Below are 21791 nucleotides of genomic sequence, written 5' to 3' on the forward strand. Positions count from 1 at the left end.
CGGGGCGGTGCTGCTCGCCCGCACATTCTGGCTCTGGCCGGCGCTGCTCACCCTCGGGCTGGGCGTCCGCGGCAGCTGGCGGCCGGAACTGTGGCGCGACGAACTCGCCACCTGGAGCGCCGCCACCCGCAGCACCGGCGACCTGCTCGACCTGCTGAACCACGTCGACGCGGTCTCCGGCATGTACTACCTGCTGATGCACTTCTGGGTGTCGGCGTTCGGCGACTCCCCGACCGTGTTCCGGCTGCCGTCGGCGCTGGCCATGGCCGGCGCGGCGGTCTTCGTCGCGCTGACCGGCCGCAAGCAGTTCGGCACGGCGACCGGTCTGGTCGCCGGCCTGCTGTTCGCCGTCCTGCCCAGCGTGTCGCGGTTCTCCCAGGAGGCCCGCTCCTACGCGTTCGCGGTGCTCGCCGTCGCCGCGGCGACCTGGCTGCTGCTGCGGGCCCTGGAGCGGCCCACCGTGCTGCGCTGGCTGCCGTACGCGGTGAGCGTCGCCCTCGCCGGACTGTTCCACATGGTCGCGCTGTGCGTGCTCGCCCCGCACGCCGTGCTGGTGGCCATGCGCTGGTGGCGCGGGCGCAGCCGCGGCCTGCTGATCGGGTTCCCGGTGGCGGTGCTGGTCGCGCTGGCTCCTGTGGCGCCGCTGGTGATACTCGGCCGCCGCCAGGTCGGCCGGCAGATCTCCTGGCTGCACTCGCCCACGCTGCAGGACGTCGCCACCGTGTGGCACGGCCTGTTCCAGTCGTCGCTGGTCAGCCTGTGCGTGCTGGCGATGGCGGCGCTCCCCGCGGCCTGGTCGGCCGGGCGCCGTCCGGCGTTCGAGATCGGCCTGGTGGCGGCGCTGCCGCTGGCCGCGGTCTGGATCGTCTCGCAGGGGCAGACCGCGTACTTCATAGACCGCTACCTGCTGTTCACCGTCCCCGCCTGGGCGGTGCTGGCCGCCGCCGGCCTGACCGCGCTGCGGCCGCGGGCGATGGTCGCCGTCGGCCTGATCGCCGCCGCGCTGCTCGGCATCCAGGACCAGCAGGCGCTGCGCAACCGCACCTCGCACGAGTGGGCCGACGAGAAGGGCGCCGCGAAGATCGTCGCGGACGGCTACCAGCCCGGCGACGGCATGGTCCCGGTGCGCGGCGAAGAGGCGTACATGATGCTCGACTTCGCGCTCGGCTACTACCTGCCCGACCGGGTGCAGCCGAAGGACGTGTTCGCGGCGAAGACCCCGCTGCAGAACGACGACCTGTACGCGGTCGACTGCCCCGAACCGGCGGCCTGCGCCGCGGACGTCCAGCGGATCTGGGTGGTCACCTACAGCACCCCCGAGGACCCCTTCAAGGGCCTGTCCGAGGCCGAGGCGAAGGTGTTGAAGTCCGACTACAAGGTGCAGCAGACGAAGCACGTGCAGGGCCTGACGGTGACGCTGCTGGCCCGTTCGGGCGCCGCGCACTGACGCCGCGGGCCCGCCATCGGCGGGTTTGTTGAATCGCCCCGGGAGCGGGGAGGATCGGCCCATGTGGCTTGTTTCCTCGGCCTACCTCTGACCGGTCCCGGGGGGATCCTTCGGTGAGTACAGACCTATCCCGCGCGGCAGGGAAGCGGACACCGCTGCGGGGGCGGCGCGGACAGGGGGCACGGTGGCGGGCCGGGCTGCGGCGCGCGGCGCCCGCGCTGCTCGCCTACATCGCGGTACGGGCCGTCGGCGTCCTCGTACTGGTCGCCTGGGGGGCGCGCCGCGGGGTGGACGCACTGGGCCGACTGAGTGAACTCTGGGACGCGCTGTTCTACCAGCAGATCGCCGAGCACTGGTACGACGGCGTCGCCCCGGTGCCCGGCCCGCACGGCCCCTACGAGGCCTACGCGTTCTTCCCCGGCTACCCGGCGACGATCCGCGCCGTCTCCTGGCTGACCCCGCTGACGCACAGCCAGGCCGGGCTGGCGATCGCCTGGCTCTCGTCGGTCGTCGCCGCCTGGGGGATCTTCGCGATCGCCGACCGGCTCTACGGCCGCAGGGTCGGCGTGCTGGCGGCCGTGCTGTGGGGCGTGCTGCCGGTCGCCGTGGTCGAGAGCATGGCCTACTCCGAGCTGATGTTCACCGCCTTCGCCGTCTGGGCGGTGTACGCGGCGATGACCCGAAGCTGGGTCGTCGCCGGAACGCTGTCGCTGCTGGCAGGCCTGTGCCGCCCCACCGGCGTCGCGGTGGCGGCCGCGATCGGCTGCGCCGCCCTGTGGGAGCTGATCACCCGCCGGGGCCCGGACGCCCCCGCCTGGTGGCGGCCGGTGCTCGGCGGGCTCATCGCCCCGCTCGGGTTCGTCGGCTACATCTCCTGGGTCGGGTACGTGAAGGGCAGCTGGGACGGCTACTTCAAGGTCCAGGAGGCGTGGCAGTCGAAGTTCGACTTCGGCCACAGCACCATGAAGTCGTTCATCCGGCTGCTCGGCCGGAGCGACACCGTGTGGCTGCCGCAGGTCGTGGTGGCGGTGGTGCTGGGCTGCGCGGTGCTGCTGTTCGGGATCTCGGTGATCCAGCGGCAGCCGCTCGTCCTGGTGCTGTTCAGCGCGTTCACGCTGGTGCTGGCGCTGGGCGACGCGTCCTACTTCACCTCCCGGGCCCGGTTCCTGCTGCCCGCGATCGGCCTGCTGATGCCGGCCGCCGCCGCGCTGGCCCGGGTGCGCACCAAGGCGACGCTGGTGCTGCTGATCGCCGGCGCGGCGCTCGGCTCGGCCGCGTACGGCGGGTTCCTGGTCTACATCTATCCGGACGCCCCATAGGACAGGCCCTGGTTTCTTCGGCCCCGCCGGGGTTGTCGGCGGGGGGCCATAGACTCGAAGGGCCATGACTAGCCTCTTCGATGACCTCCCGCTCCCCGGCTTCGAGCGTCCTGCCGTCGGGTCGAGCCGCCGCCCCGAGGCGGCGCAGCAACCGCCCCTGACGCTGTGGTCGGACGAGGAGGCGCCGCCCGCGGACGAGCCGTACGACGAGCCGCCGTACGACCCCGGGTACGGCGCGGAGGAGAACATCCCGGACGGGCTGTTCGCCACCGACCACGCCGCCGAGAGCGCGCGCGACGCCTGGCACCGCAACGGCGCGGCCCGCACCGTCGTCGACCCGGCCCAGCTGCTGGAGGGCATGAACGACCCGCAGCGCGAGGCCGTGCTGCACCACGGCTCGCCGCTGCTGATCGTGGCCGGCGCGGGCTCCGGCAAGACCCGGGTGCTGACCCACCGGATCGCGTACCTGCTGGCCGCGCGCGGCGTGCAGCCCGGCGAGATCCTGGCGATCACCTTCACCAACAAGGCCGCCGGCGAGATGCGCGAACGCGTCGAGGCGCTGGTCGGCCCGCGCGCCAAGGCGATGTGGGTGTCGACGTTCCACAGCGCGTGCGTCCGCATCCTGCGCCGCGAGGCGAAGCTGCTGAACATGAGCTCCAGCTTCTCCATCTACGACTCGGCGGACTCGCAGCGCCTGATGGCCCTGGTCTGCCGCGACCTGGACCTCGACCCGAAGCAGTTCCCGCCGAAGTCGTTCACCGCGAAGGTCAGCAACCTCAAGAACGAGCTGATCGACGAGGAGACGTACGCCGACCAGGCGGCCAACCCGATGGAGAAGAAGCTCGCCGAGGCGTACTTCCTCTACCAGCGCCGCCTGCGCGAGGCCAACGCGCTGGACTTCGACGACATCATCATGGCCACCGTCAACCTGCTGCAGGCGTTCCCCGACGTCGCCGAGCACTACCGGCGCAGGTTCCGGCACATCCTGGTCGACGAGTACCAGGACACCAACCACGCCCAGTACACCCTGGTGCGGGAGCTGTCCGGCGGCTCCGCCGCGCACGCCCCGCGCAAGACCGTGGACGGCGACTTCGTCGACCCGGCCGAGGCCCGCCTCGCGCAGATCGCGCCCGCCGAACTGTGTGTGGTCGGCGACGCCGACCAGTCGATCTACGCCTTCCGCGGCGCGACGATCCGCAACATCCTCCAGTTCGAGGAGGACTACCCGAACGCGACGACGATCCTGCTGGAGCAGAACTACCGCTCCACGCAGACCATCCTGACCGCCGCGAACTCGGTCATCGAACGCAACACCAACCGCCGCAAGAAGAACCTGTGGACGGCCGGCGACCAGGGCGAGCAGGTGGTCGGCTACGTCGCCGACGACGAGCACGGCGAGGCCCAGTTCATCGCCGACGAGATCGACCGGCTCACCGACGCCGGCCACGCCCGCCCCGGCGACGTGGCGATCTTCTACCGCACCAACGCGCAGTCCCGGGTGTTCGAGGAGGTGTTCATCCGGGTCGGCCTGCCGTACAAGGTGGTCGGCGGCGTGCGCTTCTACGAGCGCAAGGAGGTCAAGGACGTCCTCGCGTACCTGCGGGTGCTGTCCAACCCGGAGGACACTGTGCCGCTGCGCCGGATCCTCAACGTGCCCAAGCGCGGCATCGGCGAACGCGCCGAGGCGATGATCGACGCGCTCTCCTCCCGCGAGCGGATCTCCTTCGCCGCCGCGCTGCGCCGGGTCGACGAGGCGTACGGCATGGCGGCGCGCTCCGCCAACGCCGTGAAGAAGTTCAACGAGCTGATGTCCGGGCTGCGACAGGTCGTCGAGTCCGGGGCCGGCCCGGCCGCCGTGCTGGAGGCCGTGCTGGAGGAGACCGGGTACCTGGCCGAACTCCAGTCCTCCACCGACCCGCAGGACGAGACCCGGGTGGAGAACCTCCAGGAGCTCGCCTCGGTCGCCCTCGAGTACGAGAAGGACCCGGGGGAGCGGCCGGAGGGCGACGAGGGCCCGCCGGTCGGCTCGCTCGCCGACTTCCTGGAGCGGGTCGCGCTGGTCGCGGACTCCGACCAGATCCCCGACGACGAGGACGGCGCGGGCGTCATCACGATGATGACCCTGCACACCGCCAAGGGCCTGGAGTTCCCGGTGGTGTTCCTCACCGGCATGGAGGACGGGATCTTCCCGCACATGCGGGCGCTGAACCAGGTCAAGGAGCTGGAGGAGGAGCGGCGGCTCGCCTACGTCGGCCTCACCCGGGCCCGGCAGCGGCTCTACCTGACCAGGTCGGTGCTGCGCAGCGCCTGGGGGCAGCCGTCGTACAACCCGGCGTCCCGGTTCCTGGAGGAGATCCCGGACAACCTGATCGAGTGGAAGCGCACCGGCGCGGCGGCCGTGCCCGCCTCCCGGTTCTCCTCGTCCTCGGGCTCCTCGGGCTCGTCCGGTTCGTCCCGCGGCGGCTTCTCGGCGGGCGCCTCGCCGAAGGCCGGCTGGGGCAAGTCGGCGCGCACCGTGGTGGACCGGGACGTGGTGGCGCTCACCGTCGGCGACCGGGTCAGCCACGACAGCTTCGGGCTGGGCACCGTGGTCGCCACCCAGGGCATCGGCGACAAGGCCCGGGCCACCGTCGACTTCGGCACCGCCGGGCGCAAGGAACTGCTGCTGCGCTACGCGCCGGTGGAGAAGCTCTAGCCAGGGTCTGTCCGGCAAGATCGGCCGGACAGACCCTATGGGCTCAGCGCGGGTCCAGGTGGTGGGCGAGCAGCCACGGCACCGGATCCACGGGCGTCTCGCCGTCGGGCCGTACCTCGAAGTGGAGGTGCGGCCCGGTGCTGTTGCCGGTGCTGCCGGACCAGCCGATCACCTCGCCGGCCCGGACCTGGCCGCGGGTGATCCGGAACGAGCGCAGGTGCCCGTACAGGGTGCGGGTGCCGTCGGGGGCGGTGACGGTCGCCATCCGGCCGTACGCCGGGTGCCAGTGGGTGCTGACCGTGCCGTCGGTGACCGCCAGCACCGGCGTGCCGGTGGGCACCGGGAAGTCGATGCCGGTGTGCCGGGCAGCCCAGTGCGTGCCGGGCTCGCCGAACACCGCGCTCAGGCCGCGCAGCGCCACCGGCAGCGCGAAGTGTCGCGCCAACTCGGCTTCCTGCTCGGCCTGTTCGCGTTCCTCGGCCTGGCGGGCGGCCAGTTCGGCGATCTCGTTCGAGGTCGGGCGGTCCGCCCGGTCGGCGTGCTCCGGGGTGGGGCGGGCGACGGTCTGCCGGTCCGGTTCGGCGGGGCGGTGGGTCGCGCCGGCCGGGCGGTGCGCGGGCTGCACGGCGACCGCGGCGGCCGCGAACACGCCCAGCGCCGCCACCGAGGGCAGGGCGACCGCGAGCACCGCCGTCCTGGTGGCACGGCGGGCCCGCGCCCGGCGATGGGCACGGGCAGCGGCACGGCTGCTGGGGACCACGGCTGTCACCTCGCGGCGGCTCGGGGACGTACGGGAAGAACCGTCGAGACTGTAGCGGTGTCGTGACAGAGCGGACAAAGAGCGCATTTCAGCGGGCGTGGCGCGCCCGCCGGTCGGGGCCGACAGGGCGGGTGGGCTGTGATTTTCCCCTCCTCTTGACCGGCGGGAAAGGACGGCGGCCCCGCCGGGCCGCTACCCTCCCCTCAGATCTGTTAAAAGTGGTTAACACGCCCCCGCGACGAGGTCGGCCGGGTGGTGGACGACGTGGTCCAGGAGGCAGTGATGGTTGTGTCAGGGCCGATTCGAGTGGTGGTCGCCAAGCCCGGTCTCGACGGGCACGACCGGGGCGCCAAGGTCATCGCGCGGGCGCTGCGCGACGCCGGCATGGAGGTCATCTACACCGGCCTCCACCAGACCCCCGAGCAGATCGTCGACACGGCGATCCAGGAGGACGCGGACGGCATCGGCCTGTCCATCCTGTCCGGCGCGCACATGACGCTCTGCGCCAAGGTCATCGAGCTGCTCAAGGAGCGCGACGCGGCCGACATCAAGGTGTTCTGCGGCGGGATCATCCCGGACGCCGACATCACCGAGCTGAAGGCGCTCGGCGTCGCCGACATCTTCACCCCCGGCACCTCCACCCAGGCCGTGGTGAGCTGGGTCGAGGCGAACCTGCGCGCGGCCGGCTGAACCCGTGCCGCGGCGGCCCCGGGCGACAACTCGCCCGGGGCCGCCGTGTGTCCGCTACCCGGCGGTGAGTTCGCCGAGCATCGCCTGCCGGAAGCGCAGGGTGCCGGCGAGCCGGGTGAAGGTGTCGGCCCAGGCGGTGTCCGGCGACGTGTCGGCGGCCAGCGCCTCGACCGCCGGGGCGGTCTCCGGGGCGAGGGCCCGCTCGGTCATGCCGAGGACACCGCTGTGGGACCACGGGTACGAGCCGAGCTCCGCGGCCCGCTTGAGCGCGGCGACCACCGCCGTGGACAGCGGCGGCGTCCACGGCGTCGCGCACGCGCCGAGCAGCTGGAAGGCGTCACCGAGGCCGTGGGTCTGCACGAACGCGGCCGTCCAGGAGGCGCGTTCGGCGGGCGACAGGACGGCCAGCAGCTTCGCGGGCGCGCCCGGGGTGCGGCTCTCGCGGCCCGGGCGGGGCGGGGCGCCGAGCAGCGCCCGCGCCCAGTCGGCGTTCTGCTGGCGGACGGCGGCGCGGGCCCACGCCTCGCGCAGGTCCTCGGCCCACTCCGCGCCGCCGCCGTCCCCGTCCGCGTCCACGGTGGGCACGGCGAGCAGCTGCTCGGGCGTCAGGCCGGTGTCGGCGGTCCACACCGTGAGCGGTGCGGCGGCCGCGACCTCGCCGAACCACCAGGCCCGTTCGCCGCGCCCGGTGGGCGACTTGACGGGTATGCCGTCGCGCTGCATCGCGGCGTCGCAGGCGGTCGGCGGGGTGATGTGCAGCCGGCCGCCGTCGTGGCGGACGACCGCGCGGGCGCGGTCGGCCATCCGGGCGGCGAGCGCCGAACCCGGCAGCGTGGACAGCAGTTCGGCGGCGGTCGCGCGGACGTTCTTGGAGCGGTCGCCGAGCGCGGCCTCCAGGAACTCCTCGTCGGCGCCGGAGAGTCCGTCCTGCAGCGCGTCCAGGAACAGCACCCGGTCCTCGGCCCGCTCGGTCGCCCAGGTGGAGGCGAGCAGCGCCAGGCCGGCCGCCGGGTCGGTCCGGCGCAACCCGGTCAGGTGGGTGACGCGCTCCGCGAACAGGCCCTCCTGCCAGAGGAGTTCACCGGGGCGGTCGAGGCCGTCCGGGTCGGTGGCGGTCCGGGTGACGTACCGCCAGTCGGGGTTCTGCGGGGCCAGCCAGCGGCCGAGCGGGCCGGCCAGCGCGACGGCGTCGGCGCGCAGTTCGGAGCGGGCCCGGGCGGCGTCCAGCAGCGCCGGGACGAGCGCCGGCGGCAGCCGGTAGCCGTGCGCGCGGGCCACCGCCAGCCACTGCGGGAGCAGTTCGGCCAGGTTGGCGGTGGAGCCGTGGCCGCCGCGGGTGCCGAGCAGTACGGCGAGCCGGCGGGCGGCGAGTTCGGGCAGCGCCGGGCGGGTGTCGTCCGGGGCGGGCGCGGGGGTGTCCACGGCGGGCGCGGGCAGCGCGCCCGCCCGGCGGCGGACCGCCGCGAGGGCGGCCAGGTCGAGCAGCGCGGTGGCCGGCTCGGTGCGGTCCACGGACGCGGCGAGCGGCGAACCGGGCTCGGGCAGCGGGCGGCGGTCGGTGCCGAGCAGGGCCGCGCCCTGCAGGTCGGCCCACTGGTCGCCGGTGACGGGGGTCATGCGCGGCCTCCGATCGGACGGGCGGTGGTGCGGTGGCGGCGGCCCCAACCGCTGGCGGTGGCGGCGCGGCGGGCGGCGTGGTGCAGGCAGATGCGTCGGACGGCGGCGCGCTGGCGGGTGCGGATGCAGGACATGTGGTTCCTCCGGTTGACGGGCCGTCGGGATGCGCCGGGGAGCGCCCGGGCCGGTCGGTCGGGTGTGGTGGGGCTCTTGGTGCGGGTCTCCGCGCACGTGCGGGGCGCGGTCGGCGCTTCTCGGGCGTTTCCGTGGCGCTTTCGGGCGTTTCCGGGCAGGCCGGAGCCGTGACGTGGCGTCAGGGCGGTGCGCGGGGTGAGGGTGTTGCGCGGGGTGAGGGTTCCGGGTCAGCCGAGGCCGACGGGGCGGTGCTCGGCGTCCCAGGCGGTGACCGGCGTGAAACCGGCGTGGCCGCACTCGCCGAACAGCGTGACGGGATGCCCGGCGGAGACCGAGGCCAGCCGCCACAGCGCGGCGTCGGCCAGCGCCCCGCGGCGCACCGGCAGGGTGCCGCGGCCGTCGGTGAGCTGCCAGCCGTCCGGCGTGAGGACGGGGACGACGTCGGCGAGGACGGCCGGCCAGCTGTCCAGCCACGGGTCCTCGGCGACGGCGGTGCCGTACCCGGCCAGCGCCTCGGCGGGCGACAGGCCGGCGGGCACCGCCACCGGGGCCGGCTCCGGGCTGCCGTAGCGGGTGCCGAGGACGGCACGCAGCGGGCGGGCGCCCGGGTGGAAGGCCAGGTCGGCCTCCAGCAGACGGCCGGTCGGCAGCGCGAGGTCCGGGGCCTGGCCGGGACGGCCGAACGCCAGCAGCAGCGCGTCACGGCCGGTCTTCGCGCCGCGCAGCCACACCCGGCGGGTGGTCAGCCGCTCGTCGGCGGTGTCCCGGCTGCCCAGGACCTGCCAGCGGTCCCGGACGGTCGGCCCGGCGAGCAGTTCGGCCGCGTCGGTGGTGAAACCGACCCGGGTGCGGACCGTCGCGGCGAGCTCCTCCGGCAGCGTGTCGATCCGGCCGTACGCGCCGGCCAGCAGGTGCAGCATCGCGAACTCCTCCAACAGCGCGTCCTGCGGGGTGTCGGCCAGCGCCCGGACGCGGGCGGCCAGGCCCGGGGCCTGGGCGTCGACCATGCGGGCCGCCACCTCGTCCCACGCGCCTGCCGGCAGCGGGTCGGCAAGGCCCCGGCGGACGCCGTCGGCCAGCCGCAGCCGCAGGTCCAGCGCACCGGCGGCGACCCGCGCGGAACGCTTCGCGGCCCGCTTCCGGGACGCCTCCGGATCCGCGTCGGCGGCCTTCGCCTGCTGCTTCACGGCCTTGTCGGCGGCGGCCTGGCTGCGGCCGTTCAGCCACTCCGAGACCCAGTCCGGCGGCTCGGCGGCCGGGGCGACCGCCTCCGGACCGGACGCCCACAGCAGCAACAGGCCCACGGCGTGCTTGCACGGGAACTTGCGGCTCGGACAACTGCACTTGTAGGCGGGGGTGCCGAGCTCCACCGCCGTCCGGTACGGCGTGCTGCCGCTGCCCTTGCACAGGCCCCACAGCGCGCCCCGACCGGTGCCGGCGGAGCTCCACGGGGCGGGCCCGGACAGCTTGCCCGCGGCTTTCTGGGACGCCGGGTCGGGGGCCAGGGAAAGGACGTGTTCGGTGCTCCAGCGTTCCTCCATGACCACCACATTAGGCGGCACCACTGACAGTTGAGCCGGGGTCAGCCGGCGGCCTGCGGCAGGCGCCGGCGGAGGAGGTTCGGACCCGACGTCGGCCGGCGCGCCTCAAGGCCCCGGTGGAGCGAGTCCCAGGTCCGAGGGGTCAGGGAGCCGGGGCCAGCGGGCAGCCGGAGCCGACCCGTTCGACCAGGTCGGCGCGGAGCTCGGCGAGTTCGGCGGTGCGGGCGTCGATCAGGGCGATCTTCTCCCGCAGCAGCGCGGACAGCTGCTCGGCGGCGTCCGGGGCGCCGTCCAGCTCCGCGCCGGTGCGGGCGATCTCCGCGAGCGAGAAGCCGAGCGCCTGCGCGGTGCGGACGTACCGCAGCCAGGGCACCGCCTCCGGCGGGAAGTCGCGGTAGCCGTTCGACAGCCGGCGGGCCGTCAGCAGGCCCGTGCGCTCGTAGAACCGGACGGTGTCGCGACTCAGCCCGGTCAGCCCGGCGAGCTCCCCGATCCTCATGTCCCTGCCTCCGTCCGCGACTTGACCTTGGACAGTACTCCAGGGTCGAGCCTGGACCGGTCCCGCCGCCGAGGCCGAAGGAGCCCGCCCGATGACGTCCCTCCGCACGATCCGCGCCAGCGCCTGGTACGACCTGCTGGTCACCGCCCCGTTCGCCACCCCCTGGACGTTCGCCCTCGCGCACCGCGCGCTGTCCGCCGCCGGACGGGCCCTCGGCGTGGGCGAACTCCCGCCGCCGGAACCGACGTTGACACTGTTCGCCAACCTGATGGGCTCGCTGGTGGTGGTGTGGGCGCTGCTGCGGCTGCTCCGCCCGCTGCCCGTGCACGGCCTGTACGACGGCGCGGCCAGGGCGCTGTTCGCCTGCTGGCAGGCCTGGGCGCTGGCGCACGGCGCGACCGGACTGCTGTGGGGCTTCCTGGCCGTCGAGGTGGCCTTCGGCGCGGCCCAACTGTGGCCGTGGCGCGTCGGCCGGACGGCGGTCGAGGGCCGGCGGAATTGTCGGTGGCGGGGTGCAGAGTAGGTGTCACACGGCCCGAACGGGAGTAGGTCTTCCCAGGTCAGCGTCGTGTCTTTCGCTCTTCGCGCCCTTTTCCGCGCAGTGTTCTGACGTCCCGTGAGATCGGAGCAGTCGATGACCACCGAGACGACCAGCGAGGTCCTGCGGCAGCACGCCGAGGACGCGTTCGCCGAGGAGCTGGCCGCCCTCGCCCGGCACGACGACCGGGTCCGGCCGGAGCGCTGGCGGCTCTCGCCGTGGGCGGTCGCCACCTATCTGCTGGGCGGCGAACTCGCCGACGGCACCGTCATCACGCCCAAGTACATCGGCCCGCGCCGGGTGATCGAGGTCGCCGTCACGACGCTCGCCACCGACCGGGCGCTGCTGCTGCTCGGCGTGCCCGGCACCGCCAAGACCTGGGTGTCCGAACACCTCGCCGCCGCCATCTCCGGCGACTCGACGCTGCTCGTCCAGGGCACCGCCGGTACGCCCGAGGAGGCCGTCCGCTACGGCTGGAACTACGCCCAACTGCTCGCCCACGGGCCCAGCGAGGACGCCCTGGTGCCGTCCCCGCTGATGCGCGCCATGCGGGACGGGCAGATCGCCCGCGTCGAGGAGCTCACCCGCATCCCCGCCGACGTGCAGGACAGCCTGATCACCATCCTGTCCGAGAAGACCCTGCCGGTGCCCGAACTCGGCAGCGAGGTCCAGGCGGTGCGCGGCTTCAACGTGATCGCCACCGCCAACGACCGCGACCGCGGCGTCAACGAACTCTCCTCCGCGCTGCGCCGCCGCTTCAACACCGTGGTGCTGCCGCTGCCCGCCACCCTCGAAGAGGAGGTCGAGATCGTCACCCGCCGGGTCGGCCAGCTCGGCCGCTCCCTCGACCTGCCCGAACTGCCGGGCGGCGCCGAGGAGATCCGTCGCGTGGTCACCGTCTTCCGCGAGCTGCGGGCCGGTCTGACCGCCGACGGCCGGACCAAGGTCAAGACGCCCAGCGGCACGCTGTCCACCGCCGAGGCGATCTCGGTCGTCACCAACGGCCTCGCCCTCGCCACCCACTTCGGCGACGGCGTGCTGCGGGCCGGCGACGTCGCGGACGGCATCGTCGGCGCGGTCGTCCGCGACCCGGTCGCCGACCGGCAGGTGTGGCGCGAGTACGTGGAGGGCGTGGTCCGCGACCGCGACGGCTGGAAGGACTTCTACCGGGCCGCCCGGGAGGTCTCCGCGTGACTGCCGCCCAGGTGACGCTGCTCGGGGTGCGCCACCACGGCCCCGGCTCGGCCCGCGCGGTCGCCGCCGCGCTGGCCGCCCTGCAACCCGACGTCGTGCTGGTCGAGGGCCCGCCGGAGGCCGACGAACTGACCGCGCTGGCCGCCGAGAAGGACATGGTCCCGCCGGTCGCCCTGCTCGCCCACGTCAGCGACGACCCGGCGCGGGCCGCGTTCTGGCCGTTCGCCGAGTTCTCGCCCGAGTGGGTGGCGCTGCGGCACGCCGCGGCAGCCGGGGTGCCGGTCCGCTTCATCGACCTGCCGGCGGGGCAGAGCCTCGCGCTCGGGCGGCGCGGGGCGGAGTCGGACGCCGATCCGGACGCGGAGTCGGACGCGGAGTCGGACGCGGAGTCGGACCCGGGTTCGGAAACTGGTTCGGATTCGGGTGCGACGTTCGGGGCCGACGGAGCGTCAGAAGAGCAGGAGGAGGGGTCGGGAGTGCCGGGGGGCACTTCCGGGCCCGCCCCCGCCCCGGTCGACCCGATCGCCGAACTCGCCGCCGCCGCCGGGCATCCCGACCCGGAGGCGTGGTGGGAGGACGTGATCGAGCACCGCGCCCCCGGCGACGACCCGCTCGCCCCGTTCGCCGCCCTCGCCGAGGCGATGGCCGTACTGCGCGAGCACCACCCGGTCGAGCGGCGCGACGAGATCCGTGAGGCCGCCATGCGGCAGCAGATCCGCGCCGCCCGCCGCGCCGGACACCGCACCATCGCCGTGGTCTGCGGCGCCTGGCACGTCCCCGCGCTGGCCGTGATGCCGACCGTCGCCCACGACCGGGCGCTGCTCGCCGAACTCCCCAAGAAGCTCAGGACCGAACTCACCTGGGTGCCGTGGACCCACCGCCGGCTGTCCCAGCACACCGGCTACGGCGCCGGCATCGACTCGCCGGGCTGGTACCACCACCTGTACACCACGCCCGAGCAGCCGATCGCCCGCTGGATGACCAAGGTCGCCGAACTGCTGCGCGCCGAGGACCACCCGGTCTCCTCCGCGCACGTCATCGAAGCGATCCGGCTCGCCGACGCCCTCGCCGTCATGCGCGGCCGCCCGCTGCCCGGCCTCACCGAGACCCTGGACGCGGTGCGCGCCGTCATGTGCGACGGCTCGGACATCGCGCTCGCGCTGGTCCACGAGCGGCTGGTGGTCGGCGACGCGCTCGGCGAAGTCCCCGACGGCGCGCCCGCGGTGCCGTTGCAGCGCGACCTGACGCGCCTTCAGCGGGCGCTGCGGCTCAAGCCCGAGGCGACGAGCCGGGAACTCGTCCTCGACCTGCGCAAGGACCTCGACGCCGAACGCTCCCGCCTGCTCCACCGGCTGCGGCTGCTCGGCCTGCACTGGGGGCGGCCGGTCCGCGACAGCGTGCAGTCCACCGGCACCTTCCGGGAGACCTGGCGGCTGGAGTGGGAGCCCGAGTACTCCGTCCGCCTGGTCGAGGCCGGACAGTGGGGCACCACCGTGCTGGGCGCGGCGACCGGGAAGGCGGTCTCCGACGCGGCGACGGCCGAACTCACCGCGCTCACCGAACTCGCGGAGCACTGCCTGCTGGCGGCGCTGCCCGACGCGCTGCCCGAGGTGATGCGGCGGCTCGCCGACCGGGCCGCGCTCGACACCGACGCCGGGCACCTCGCCACCGCGCTGCCCGCGCTGGTCCGCACCCTGCGCTACGGCGACGTCCGGGCCACCGACACCAGCGCTCTCACGGCCGTCGCGGTCGGCCTCGCCGAGCGGCTCTGCGTCGCGCTGCCGGCGGCCTGCACGGGGCTGGACGCGGACGGGGCGAGTGCCCGCCGCACCGAGATCGACGCCGTCCACCAGGCGATCGCGCTGCTCGCCGACACCGCCATCGGCGAACGGTGGGCCGGCACCCTGGCCGCGCTCGCCGCCCGCGAACCGCACGGCGGTCCGGCCACCGGCGTCCCCGGTCTGCTCCGCGGCCGGGCCGTCCGACTGCTGCTCGACGACGGCCGGATCGACACCGCGGAGGCCGGCCGGCGGCTCGGCCTGGTCCTCTCGATCGCCTCCGGGCCGCTGGACGCCGCCGGCTGGGTCGAGGGCCTGGTCTCCGGCGGCGGCGCGATGCTGCTGCACGACCCGGCGCTGCTCGGCCTGCTCGACACCTGGCTGTGCGGCGTCCCCGCCGAGACCTTCACCGACCTGCTGCCGATCCTGCGCCGCACCTTCTCCTCGCTGGAGACGGGCGTCCGCCACACCATCGGCTCCCGGGTGGCGGCGGGTCCGCTGAACACGTCCGTGCTGGAGAAGGGCCCTGACGCCGAGTTGGACGCCGAGCGGGCGGACGCGACGACGCCGGTGCTGGCGCTGCTCCTCGGTGTGCGGCGGCCGGTCATTCCGCGTCAGTCGGACCGCCGTGCGGGCTGACGTGCCGTAGCCGGGCGGCAGGATCGGTGCTGTCCCGATCGCGTGGGCGGTCCTCGGGACGCACCTGCCGCGTTGCCCCGATCTCTCCCTTTCTTCGTTCCGCTTCGCGCAGTTCCCCGCGCCCCCGACGGGGCACGGGGGTTAAGGAGTGATTCAAGTGACTGTCCGTCAGGATGATGAGCGGATGCGGCGGTGGCGGCTGGTGCTCGGGGCCGAGGGGGACGGGACCGGGGTGCGGCTGTCGCGGCGGGACGCGGGGATGGACGGGGCGTTGGGGGCGCTCTACCGGGAGGACGGGAAGCGGTCGGCGGGGCTCGGGGGGTCGGCTCCGCAGGTGGCCCGGTGGCTGGGCGACATCCGGGAGTACTTCCCGACCAGCGTGGTGCAGCTGATGCAGCAGGACGCGATCTCGCGGCTGGGGCTGGACCGGCTGCTGCTGGAGCCGGAGATGCTGGCGGCGGTCGAGCCGGACGTCCACCTGGTGGGAACCCTGCTGTCGTTGAAGCACGCGCTGCCGGAGACCACCCGGGAGACGGCGCGGGCGGTGGTCGGCAAGGTGGTCGCGGAGCTGGAGCGCCGGCTGGCCGACAGGACCCGGTCCACACTGGGCGGGGCGTTGGACCGCAGCGCGAAGGTGAACCGGCCCAAGCACCGGGACATCGACTGGGACCGCACGATCCGGGCCAACCTGTCGAAGTACCTGCCGGAGTACCGGACGGTGGTGCCGGAGCGGCTGGTCGGCTACGCCCGGGCGCAGCGGGCGGTGAAGAAGGACGTGATCCTCTGCATCGACCAGTCCGGGTCGATGGCGCCCTCGGTGGTGCACTCGGCGGTGTTCGGCGCGGTGCTGGCGTCGATGCACAGCCTGGACACCCGGCTGGTGGTGTTCGACACCTCGGTGGTGGACCTGACCGAACAGTTGAGCGACCCGGTGGACGTGCTGTTCGCGACGCAGCTGGGCGGCGGCACCGACATCAACCGGGCGCTGGCGTACTGCCAGTCGAAGATCACCCGGCCGTCGGAGACCATCGTGGTGCTGATCAGCGACCTGTACGAGGGCGGCATCCGGGACGAGATGCTGAAGCGGGTGGCGTCGATGAAGGCGTCGGGGGTGCAGTTCATCGCGCTGCTGGCGCTGTCGGACGAGGGCGCGCCGGCCTACGACCACGCGCATGCGCAGGCGCTGGCGGCGCTGGGGGCTCCGGCGTTCGCCTGCACCCCGGACGCGTTCCCGGACATCATGGCGGCCGCGATCGAGAAGCGTCCGCTGCCGGTGCCGGACCGCCAGTGACGGGTCAATGGCGGCCGCCGCCACCCGTGCGGGTGGTCCTGTGGTGCGGTCGCCCGTCGCGCGCCCCGGGCTGGTGAGGGGCCCGGCGACACGCCTGGCCGGGGCCGCTGTGACGGTTCTCACGAAGGTCGAGCCGGTCCCGGGCGAAACCTGCCCGCCGTCCGGGGATAACCTGCCATGCGGACGTGACGCGCGTGTTGATTGACGATGCGCCCGGCAACTTGGTGGGCCGCAAGGCCGTACATCTGCGTACCCGCTCAGCGCCGACGACCCGCAGCGAAGATCCTGCCGTGGCACGCTCGTAGAGACACATTCCGCGACCACGAACAAGGACAAACACGTGGACCTGTTCGAGTACCAGGCGAGGGACCTCTTCGCCAAGCACGGTGTACCCGTGCTTGACGGCGATGTCATCGAGACCGCCGCAGACGCTGCCGCCATCGCGGAGCGCTTCGGCGGCCGAGCCGTCGTCAAGGCTCAGGTGAAGGTGGGTGGCCGAGGCAAGGCCGGTGGCGTGAAGCTCGCGTCCGACCCCCAGGACGCCGTGGCCAAGGCCGAGGCCATCCTCGGCATGGACATCAAGGGCCACACCGTCCACAAGGTGATGCTGGCGCAGACCGCGGACATCAAGGAGGAGTACTACGTCTCCTTCCTGCTCGACCGCACCAACCGCACCTTCCTGGCGATGGCCAGCGTCGAGGGCGGCGTGGAGATCGAGGTCGTCGCCGAGGAGAACCCCGACGCGCTCGCCAAGATCCCGGTGGACGCCAACGAGGGCGTGACCGCGGAGAAGGCCGCCGAGATCGTCGCCGCGGCGAAGTTCCCGGCCGAGATCGCCGACCAGGTCGCCGACGTCCTGCAGAAGCTCTGGGTCGTCTTCATCAAGGAGGACGCCCTCCTGGTCGAGGTCAACCCGCTGATCAAGTCCGGCGACGGCAAGATCATCGCCCTGGACGGCAAGGTCTCCCTCGACGAGAACGCCGAGTTCCGCCAGCCGGAGCACGAGGCGCTCGAGGACAAGGCCGCCGCCAACCCGCTGGAGGCCGCGGCCAAGGCGAAGGGCCTGAACTACGTCAAGCTCGACGGCCAGGTCGGCATCATCGGCAACGGCGCGGGCCTCGTCATGAGCACCCTGGACGTCGTCGCGTACGCCGGTGAGAACCACGGCGGCGTGAAGCCGGCCAACTTCCTCGACATCGGTGGCGGCGCGTCCGCCGAGGTGATGGCGAACGGCCTGGAGATCATCCTGGGCGACACCGACGTCAAGTCGGTCTTCGTCAACGTCTTCGGCGGCATCACCGCGTGCGACGCGGTCGCCAACGGCATCGTGCAGGCCCTCGCGCTCCTGGAGAGCAAGGGCGAGGCCGTCACCAAGCCGCTGGTCGTCCGCCTGGACGGCAACAACGCCGAGCTGGGTCGTCAGATCCTGACCGACGCCAACCACCCGCTGGTGCAGCAGGTGGACACCATGGACGGCGCTGCTGACCGCGCCGCCGAGCTGGCCAACAAGTAAGGAAGGGGACTTAACACCATGGCTATCTTCCTTACCAAGGACAGCAAGGTCATCGTCCAGGGCATGACCGGCTCCGAGGGCATGAAGCACACCCGCCGCATGCTCGCCTCCGGCACCCAGATCGTCGGCGGCGTGAACCCGCGCAAGGCCGGCACCACCGTGGACGTGGACGGCACCGAGGTTCCGGTGTTCGGCACCGTCGTCGAGGCGATCGAGAAGACCGGTGCCGACGTCACCGTCATCTTCGTCCCGCCGGCGTTCACCAAGTCCGCCGTCGTCGAGGCCATCGACGCCGAGATCGGCCTGGCCGTCGTCATCACCGAGGGCGTGCCGGTGCACGACACCGCCGCGTTCTGGGCCCACGCCGGCGCCAAGGGCAACAAGACCCGCATCATCGGCCCGAACTGCCCCGGCCTGATCAGCCCCGGACAGTCCAACGCGGGCATCATCCCGGCCAACATCACCGGCCCGGGCAAGATCGGTCTGGTGTCGAAGTCCGGCACCCTGACCTACCAGCTCATGTACGAGCTGCGCGACCTCGGCTTCTCCTCCGCGGTGGGCATCGGCGGTGACCCGGTCATCGGCACCACCCACATCGACGCCCTCAAGGCGTTCCAGGAGGACCCGGAGACCGAGCTGATCGTCATGATCGGCGAGATCGGCGGCGACGCCGAGGAGCGTGCCGCGGCCTACATCGCCGAGCACGTCACCAAGCCGGTCGTCGGCTACGTCGCGGGCTTCACCGCGCCCGAGGGCAAGACCATGGGCCACGCCGGCGCCATCGTCTCCGGCTCCTCCGGCACCGCCCAGGCGAAGAAGGAGGCCCTTGAGGCCGCCGGCGTCAAGGTCGGCAAGACGCCGTCCGAGACCGCCCGCCTGGCCCGCGAGCTGATCGCCGCCGCCAAGTAAGGCGACACCGCTTCGGCACGAAGGCGCCGCCCACCTTCCGGTGGGCGGCGCCTTCGGCGTTCCGCGGGGGCGTGCTCAGACGCCGGGCGTGCGGCAGTGCGCCAACGGGACGCACGCGTTCGCCAGCGGCGGCGGCAGCGGGCGGCGGCCCGGCAGCGGGACCGGCAGCGAGCGGTGCACCCCGAACGCCGAGGGCACCGGCAGGGCATCCGCACTGTCCGCGTCCTCGTCGGCGTCGTCGGACGGCTGCACCGAGGGCAGCACCCGGGCCGGCGGGCCGATCAGCCGGGTCGGAGACCCCGGCGACGCGCCGCACCAGGGCGTCCGCAGGCCCGGCGCGCCCTCCGCCGCCGCCGGCCCCGCGCTGCCCGAGCCCGCCGCCGTGCAGGCCGTCGCCGCCGGCAGGACCGGTCGCAGCAGGTCGGCCGGGCCCACGCCCAGCAGGGTGGTCGCCACGGCCGTGCCGACCACCACCGTCAGCGCGGCGGCCGCGCCCGTCAGCAGGCCGGTGTGCAGGCGGCTGTCCGCGACCAGCAGGGCCGGCGAGGGCAGCCGCGGGCCCGGGCAGCCGTGCACCGCCGCCCGGTGCAGCAACTCGGCGAGGCGCTCCGCGAACTCCGGGTCGTCCGGGTCCGCGCCGACCAGCGCCGGGACCTCCCGGGCCAGCGAGGCGCGCGCCGAACGCACCCGGGCCTCCGCCGCGGCCGTGCTGGACTCCCCGTCCAGCGCCAACTGCTCCACCGACAGCCCCAGCGTGTCGTGCAGCACCAGCGCCCGGCGGCGCGGCCGGGACAACCGCTGCAACGCCTTCAGCAGCGCCCGGTCCCGAGGCGTCAGCCGGGTCGGCGGCTCCGGGACGACCGGCTCGGCGACCTTGATCCGGCGGCGCGCCCGCAGCACCCGCGCCCGACGCGGGCCGCCCCGGTGCCACGGCGACAGCGCCAGGTCGAACGCCGCCGACCGCACCCGGCCCTCCGGGTCCGCCGTCGCCGACACCTCCTCCCACCGGCGGCCCGCCGCGCCCAGCGCCAGGTGCACGCAGTGCAGGGCGCGGTGCCGGTGGCCGGTCAGCAGGAAGGTCTGCTGCACCAGCCGGGTGTGCACCAGCGCGGCGAACTCGGCGAAGTCGACCGGGACGGCCTCCGGCTCGGCCTCCGACTCGGCCTCCGACTCGGCTTCGGCCTCGGCTTCGGCTGCGGGCTCGGGGGCCGACGGGTCGGACGGTGCGTCAGGAGGTGCGGCCTCGACGGTCTCGGGCGCGGTCTCGGGCACCGGCGGCCGGGGCGGGGCGGGGGCGGTGGACGGCGTGTCGTCCGTCGCCGGATCGGGTGAAGCCTTCCGGCGCTTCTTCGGGCGGGCGGCGGCCGGCGGCCCGGGTGGCCGGGCCAGGGCGGCGGCGAGGGCGGCGGCCTCCTCGTGGCTGGCGGCCCCGAGTTTGCGCATGGCGCGGTTGAGGTGGGCGCGGGCGGCGCCGGGGGCGATGCCGAGCCGGCGGGCCAGGGTGCGCAGGTCGTCGCCGGCGGCGAGCCTGGCCAGTGCCTGGGCCTCGCGCGGGGTGAGGCGGCGCAGCAGGCGTTGGGCGTTGTCGGAGGGCGAGTCTCCGGTGGTGCGCTCGGGTTCGGCGGTAGAAGGTGAAGTCACCGCAATCCTCCGCTGTGAATCCGTCCCGGCGATAGGCACATGTACTGATAATCCGGGACACGGCGAAGGTTTGCGCGTTGACACCCCGTAACGCGCGGCCTTGGCAGCATGTGGCCCATGACGCAGCTGATGGGCCGTCCGATTCTCGGCCTGCCGAGCGAACTCGACAGTCGTTCCCCCCTCGCCGATCTGCTCGCCGGGGTCCGTACCGCGCTGCTCACCCTGTCCGTGGTCGCCGTCCCGGTGTTCGGCCTGTGGGTGCTGGCCCCGTACGGCGACGACTCGGCGCAGGGAGCGGCCGGGACGGCGTTCGGGCTCTGGCTGCTCGGCCACGGCGCGCCGCTCGCCCGAGGGCCCGAGGCCGCGCCGGTGACGATCACTCCGCTGCTGCTCACGGTCGTCATCTCGGTGCTGCTGGTCCGGGCCGGTCGCCGGCTGGCCCGGCGCGCCCGGGGGCGCGGGTTCGTCCGCTGGCGCTCCCCGCTGGCGATGTACGCCGGGTACCAGCTGGTCGCGGCTGCCGCCGTCGCGCAGTGCGCCGACCCGGAGGCCGCGCTGTGCTCGCGGGCGGTGCCGGACCTGCTGGCGGTCGCGGCGCTGACCGCCGGGACGCTCGGCTACGGGCTGTGGGTCGGGCTCGGCCGGCCCGGGCAGCTGCCGCGGCTGCCGCTGCCCGAGGCGCTGTGGCCGTCGGACGGCGCGGAGCCGGTGGCGCTGCGGGCGCTGGCCGGGTGGGGGGCCGCGCTGCTGGCCGGCGGCGGGGCGGTGTTCCTGGCGGCGGTGCTGCTCGGCTCGGCAGGGCAGAGCGCGCAGCGGCTCGGCGGCGACACCGCCGGATGGCTCGGGATGCTGCTGGCCTGCCTGACGCTGGTGCCCAACGCGCTGCTGTGGTCGGCGGGCTACGCGCTCGGCCCGGGCTTCACGGTCGGCGCGGGCAGCCACGCCGGGCCGCTCGGCACCCGGCTGGGCGCCGTCCCGGACTTCCCGCTGCTGGCGGTGCTGCCCGAACGGCGCGGCGCGGACTGGCACCTGCTGGTCGGCGTGGCGCCCGCCGCCGCCGCGGTCGTCGCCGCGCTGCTGCTGGGCCGCGCCGCGACCCGCTGGAGCATCTCGCAGACCGCCGTGGTCGCGGCCGTCACCGCGCTGGCCGCCGCCCCGCTCGGGATGCTGGCCGGCTGGTCCTGCGGGGGTGCGCTCGGGGTCCGGCGGATGTCCGAACTCGGGCCGGTGCCATGGCAGTTCGGCCTGGCGCAGAGCGCCTGGCTGCTGGCCGTGGCGGTTCCGGGCGCGGTGCTGGCCCGCTGGTGGCACACCCGCGGCGGGCCCGGCCCGGTGGTGCGGGTCCGGGCCGGCGCCTACCGGCTGGTGTGCCGACTGGCCGCCTGAGAGCGACACGCGTCAGAGGCGTCAGAGGCGGCACGGTGGTGAAGGGTGTGGGTCCGTCGTGACGGCGAGGGCAGTCCACATGGCCGTCAGCAGCAGGCCGCCGCCTTGACAGTTCGGCTTGGTGCAGAGTGCCGGGCTGCGGGCTGCGGGCTGCGGCGGTGCCGGCGCGCTGGTGGCGCACCCGCGGCGGGCCCGGCCC

Annotated in this window: 17 protein-coding genes; 11 read left to right on the plus strand and 6 right to left on the minus strand. The window is 74.2% G+C overall.

All coding sequences use genetic code 11. The features are described 5' to 3' along the window. The first annotated feature begins 7 nt into the window (after positions 1-7). From AMK19_RS03920 to pcrA, 3 genes are all read left to right on the plus strand, one after another. Positions 8-1447: a glycosyltransferase family 39 protein gene (locus AMK19_RS03920; RefSeq protein WP_158071861.1), complete on the plus strand. Its 1440-nt coding sequence runs from the start codon at positions 8-10 to the stop codon at positions 1445-1447. Between the two features lie 113 nt (positions 1448-1560). Next, a complete protein-coding gene (locus AMK19_RS03925; protein WP_158071862.1) occupies positions 1561-2766 on the plus strand; it encodes a glycosyltransferase family 39 protein in 1206 nt (401 codons plus the stop codon). Positions 2767-2830: 64 nt separating this feature from the next. Then, entirely contained in the window at positions 2831-5461 is a 2631-nt protein-coding gene (gene pcrA, locus AMK19_RS03930; RefSeq protein ID WP_143200026.1) for a DNA helicase PcrA, read from the plus strand. Positions 5462-5504: 43 nt separating this feature from the next. On the opposite strand, the gene AMK19_RS03935 is transcribed toward pcrA, so the two are convergent. Beyond that, complete coding sequence (locus AMK19_RS03935) at positions 5505-6221, minus strand: M23 family metallopeptidase (RefSeq protein WP_158071863.1); 717 nt, start codon at positions 6219-6221, stop codon at positions 5505-5507. A gap of 282 nt (positions 6222-6503) precedes the next feature. Between AMK19_RS03935 and AMK19_RS03940 the strand changes: the two genes are divergently transcribed. After that, positions 6504-6911 (plus strand): cobalamin B12-binding domain-containing protein, encoded by a 408-nt coding sequence (locus AMK19_RS03940; protein ID WP_073808369.1) that lies wholly within the window; start codon positions 6504-6506, stop codon positions 6909-6911. A 54-nt stretch (positions 6912-6965) separates the two neighbouring features. On the opposite strand, the gene AMK19_RS03945 is transcribed toward AMK19_RS03940, so the two are convergent. The 4 genes from AMK19_RS03945 to AMK19_RS03955 form a co-directional block, all read right to left on the minus strand. Then, a complete protein-coding gene (locus AMK19_RS03945; RefSeq protein WP_073808028.1) occupies positions 6966-8528 on the minus strand; it encodes a DUF5691 domain-containing protein in 1563 nt (520 codons plus the stop codon). Next, positions 8525-8662 (minus strand): hypothetical protein, encoded by a 138-nt coding sequence (locus AMK19_RS35835; protein ID WP_158071864.1) that lies wholly within the window; start codon positions 8660-8662, stop codon positions 8525-8527. Before AMK19_RS35835 ends, AMK19_RS03945 begins: the two co-directional genes overlap by 4 nt. 228 nt (positions 8663-8890) lie before the next feature. Then, positions 8891-10204: an SWIM zinc finger family protein gene (locus AMK19_RS03950; protein WP_073808370.1), complete on the minus strand. Its 1314-nt coding sequence runs from the start codon at positions 10202-10204 to the stop codon at positions 8891-8893. A 142-nt stretch (positions 10205-10346) separates the two neighbouring features. Further along, the gene (locus AMK19_RS03955; RefSeq protein ID WP_073808030.1) at positions 10347-10703 is read right to left on the minus strand and encodes a MerR family transcriptional regulator; all 357 of its coding nucleotides are present in this window, start codon (positions 10701-10703) and stop codon (positions 10347-10349) included. A 91-nt stretch (positions 10704-10794) separates the two neighbouring features. Here AMK19_RS03955 and AMK19_RS03960 point away from each other — a divergent pair, with 91 nt between their 5' ends. The 6 genes from AMK19_RS03960 to sucD all read left to right on the plus strand — a co-directional run bounded on the left by AMK19_RS03960 (position 10795) and on the right by sucD (position 18565). Continuing rightward, entirely contained in the window at positions 10795-11226 is a 432-nt protein-coding gene (locus AMK19_RS03960; protein ID WP_073808032.1) for a hypothetical protein, read from the plus strand. 111 nt (positions 11227-11337) lie between these two features. Continuing rightward, entirely contained in the window at positions 11338-12435 is a 1098-nt protein-coding gene (locus tag AMK19_RS03965; RefSeq protein WP_073808034.1) for an ATP-binding protein, read from the plus strand. After that, positions 12432-14852: a DUF5682 family protein gene (locus AMK19_RS03970; protein WP_073808036.1), complete on the plus strand. Its 2421-nt coding sequence runs from the start codon at positions 12432-12434 to the stop codon at positions 14850-14852. Before AMK19_RS03965 ends, AMK19_RS03970 begins: the two co-directional genes overlap by 4 nt. Positions 14853-15036: 184 nt before the next feature. Next, complete coding sequence (locus tag AMK19_RS03975) at positions 15037-16143, plus strand: VWA domain-containing protein (protein WP_073808037.1); 1107 nt, start codon at positions 15037-15039, stop codon at positions 16141-16143. Positions 16144-16483: 340 nt separating this feature from the next. Continuing rightward, positions 16484-17656, plus strand: coding sequence for an ADP-forming succinate--CoA ligase subunit beta (gene sucC / locus AMK19_RS03980; RefSeq protein ID WP_073808039.1), 1173 nt, complete (start codon positions 16484-16486; stop codon positions 17654-17656). Positions 17657-17674: 18 nt separating this feature from the next. After that, complete coding sequence (sucD, locus tag AMK19_RS03985; protein ID WP_073808040.1) at positions 17675-18565, plus strand: succinate--CoA ligase subunit alpha; 891 nt, start codon at positions 17675-17677, stop codon at positions 18563-18565. Positions 18566-18640: 75 nt separating this feature from the next. On the opposite strand, the gene AMK19_RS34115 is transcribed toward sucD, so the two are convergent. After that, complete coding sequence (locus tag AMK19_RS34115) at positions 18641-20206, minus strand: LuxR C-terminal-related transcriptional regulator (RefSeq protein ID WP_073808042.1); 1566 nt, start codon at positions 20204-20206, stop codon at positions 18641-18643. A 117-nt stretch (positions 20207-20323) separates the two neighbouring features. On the opposite strand from AMK19_RS34115, the gene AMK19_RS34960 reads away from it, so the two are divergent. After that, positions 20324-21592 (plus strand): cell division protein PerM, encoded by a 1269-nt coding sequence (locus AMK19_RS34960; protein WP_073808043.1) that lies wholly within the window; start codon positions 20324-20326, stop codon positions 21590-21592. Positions 21593-21791 lie beyond the last annotated feature (199 nt).

The sequence above is a fragment of the Kitasatospora sp. CB01950 genome, assembly GCF_001905465.1.
Classification (GTDB): domain Bacteria; phylum Actinomycetota; class Actinomycetes; order Streptomycetales; family Streptomycetaceae; genus Kitasatospora.

Excerpts from the sequence above, each read along its gene's own strand:
- pcrA (WP_143200026.1), top strand. The coding sequence starts at position 2,831 with ATGACTAGCCTCTTCGATGACCTCCCGCTCCCCGGCTTCGAGCGTCCT.
- AMK19_RS03940 (WP_073808369.1), top strand. The coding sequence starts at position 6,504 with ATGGTTGTGTCAGGGCCGATTCGAGTGGTGGTCGCCAAGCCCGGTCTC.
- AMK19_RS03945 (WP_073808028.1), bottom strand. The coding sequence starts at position 8,528 with ATGACCCCCGTCACCGGCGACCAGTGGGCCGACCTGCAGGGCGCGGCC.
- AMK19_RS35835 (WP_158071864.1), bottom strand. The coding sequence starts at position 8,662 with ATGTCCTGCATCCGCACCCGCCAGCGCGCCGCCGTCCGACGCATCTGC.
- AMK19_RS03950 (WP_073808370.1), bottom strand. The coding sequence starts at position 10,204 with ATGGAGGAACGCTGGAGCACCGAACACGTCCTTTCCCTGGCCCCCGAC.
- AMK19_RS03955 (WP_073808030.1), bottom strand. The coding sequence starts at position 10,703 with ATGAGGATCGGGGAGCTCGCCGGGCTGACCGGGCTGAGTCGCGACACC.
- AMK19_RS03960 (WP_073808032.1), top strand. The coding sequence starts at position 10,795 with ATGACGTCCCTCCGCACGATCCGCGCCAGCGCCTGGTACGACCTGCTG.
- AMK19_RS03965 (WP_073808034.1), top strand. The coding sequence starts at position 11,338 with ATGACCACCGAGACGACCAGCGAGGTCCTGCGGCAGCACGCCGAGGAC.
- AMK19_RS03975 (WP_073808037.1), top strand. The coding sequence starts at position 15,037 with ATGCGGCGGTGGCGGCTGGTGCTCGGGGCCGAGGGGGACGGGACCGGG.
- sucD (WP_073808040.1), top strand. The coding sequence starts at position 17,675 with ATGGCTATCTTCCTTACCAAGGACAGCAAGGTCATCGTCCAGGGCATG.
- AMK19_RS34960 (WP_073808043.1), top strand. The coding sequence starts at position 20,324 with ATGACGCAGCTGATGGGCCGTCCGATTCTCGGCCTGCCGAGCGAACTC.